At 32.8% G+C, this 1,864-nt stretch carries 3 protein-coding genes; all 3 read right to left on the reverse strand.

Features of this window, described 5'->3' with window-relative positions; translation table 11 throughout:
- Positions 1-612, reverse strand: a 612-nt coding sequence (locus tag A9G25_RS06820; RefSeq protein WP_065626311.1) for a hypothetical protein, incomplete at its 3' end; no start/stop codon positions are given.
- Positions 613-782: 170 nt separating this feature from the next.
- Positions 783-1,583: a PoNe immunity protein domain-containing protein gene (locus A9G25_RS06825; RefSeq protein WP_065626312.1), complete on the reverse strand. Its 801-nt coding sequence runs from the start codon at positions 1,581-1,583 to the stop codon at positions 783-785.
- Between the two features lie 170 nt (positions 1,584-1,753).
- Positions 1,754-1,864: PoNe immunity protein domain-containing protein (locus tag A9G25_RS13370; RefSeq protein WP_442903088.1), on the reverse strand; the 111-nt coding region annotated here is incomplete at its 5' end.

Below are 1,864 nucleotides of genomic sequence, written 5' to 3' on the forward strand. Positions count from 1 at the left end.
AGCTTTACGCAATCCATCGTACCAACGGCGTAAATATTCATCTAAAAATTTTAAGGTATCTTTAGGTTTTTCAGCATGAATGGCTTTATAAAGAGGGGTACGGAAACTTAATGATCTTGGTGTTTTTTTTTCAGTAATTGGATAATTGGGAATTTTCGTTGCAATTAAGCTATCAATTGCTTTTTCTCGATTTTCTTGATCAAGATCGACGGCTTTAACGATAATTTCAAACCAATCCTGCCGTTCAAATAGAATACAAAGCCCTAATAAATTAGATAGCTCCTCAGTTTCAAAGTATTCCCTTAGCATAGTAATATTTAGACCACTTTCAGGATGACTAACATTATAACGTTCAACAAAATTGACTGCATTTTGGGTATAGTTAATTATTTCTTGCATCCATGGTAATAATTCGACAATAGGTTTGCCTACCGTGTAATCTAAACAAAATTGTTGATATAGTAAACCTATCATGAATTCTACAAAAGGATCTTTTGTACTTTTTATTTCTACACCAGTTTCGTCAATCATCCTATTCAAACTTTCTTGGTAATAATGATAAAAATCCTCATCCAATAATTTTTGTCGCCGTTGTTGTTCAAATTCTGTCATTTTAACCTCCTTATATTTTATTTATATCATACTTATTTTATTGATAATCAGTATGAACCTAGTCAATATTCTATTAGTCTAATACATAAAGAGAAAAAGCTATTGCTTTGCCGCTACCCTATAAAACAGCAACAACGATTTCTCCCCTTTATGGTTAATTGATACAATATTTACTGACGATTATTGCGAGCGTATTCGACCATATCTTTCGGGTAGTAGATAAAACGGTGTAGGCAGCTATCATCAATATCTTTTAAATATGCCACTGCGGCGGCTTCAAAGCACCAATAACCATAGAAGGAACAACAGTCTCGAGAATCACCTTGTTGCCACAGGTGAATATCAATATATTCATAACCAGCTTTACGCAATCCATCGTACCAACGGCGTAAATATTCATCTAAAAATTTTAAGGTATCTTTAGGTTTTTCAGCATGAATGGCTTTATAAAGAGGGGTACGGAAACTTAATGATCTTGGTGTTTTTTTTTCAGTAATTGGATAATTGGGAATTTTCGTTGCAATTAAGCTATCAATTGCTTTTTCTCGATTTTCTTGATCAAGATCGACGGCTTTAACGATAATTTCAAACCAATCCTGCCGTTCAAATAGAATACAAAGCCCTAATAAATTAGATAGCTCCTCAGTTTCAAAGTATTCCCTTAGCATAGTAATATTTAGACCACTTTCAGGATGACTAACATTATAACGTTCAACAAAATTGACTGCATTTTGGGTATAGTTAATTATTTCTTGCATCCATGGTAATAATTCGACAATAGGTTTGCCTACCGTGTAATCTAAACAAAATTGTTGATATAGTAAACCTATCATGAATTCTACAAAAGGATCTTTTGTACTTTTTATTTCTACACCAGTTTCGTCAATCATCCTATTCAAACTTTCTTGGTAATAATGATAAAAATCCTCATCCAATAATTTTTGTCGCCGTTGTTGTTCAAATTCTGTCATTTTAACCTCCTTATATTTTATTTATATCATACTTATTTTATTGATAATCAGTATGAACCTAGTCAATATTCTATTAGTCTAATACATAAAGAGAAAAAGCTATTGCTTTGCCGCTACCCTATAAAACAGCAACAACGATTTCTCCCCTTTATGGTTAATTGATACAATATTTACTGACGATTATTGCGAGCGTATTCGACCATATCTTTCGGGTAGTAGATAAAACGGTGTAGGCAGCTATCATCAATATCTTTTAAATATGCCACTGCGGCGGCTTCAAA

This window comes from Gilliamella sp. Bif1-4 (assembly GCF_001690535.1).
Taxonomy (GTDB): Bacteria; Pseudomonadota; Gammaproteobacteria; order Enterobacterales; family Orbaceae; genus Gilliamella; species Gilliamella bombi.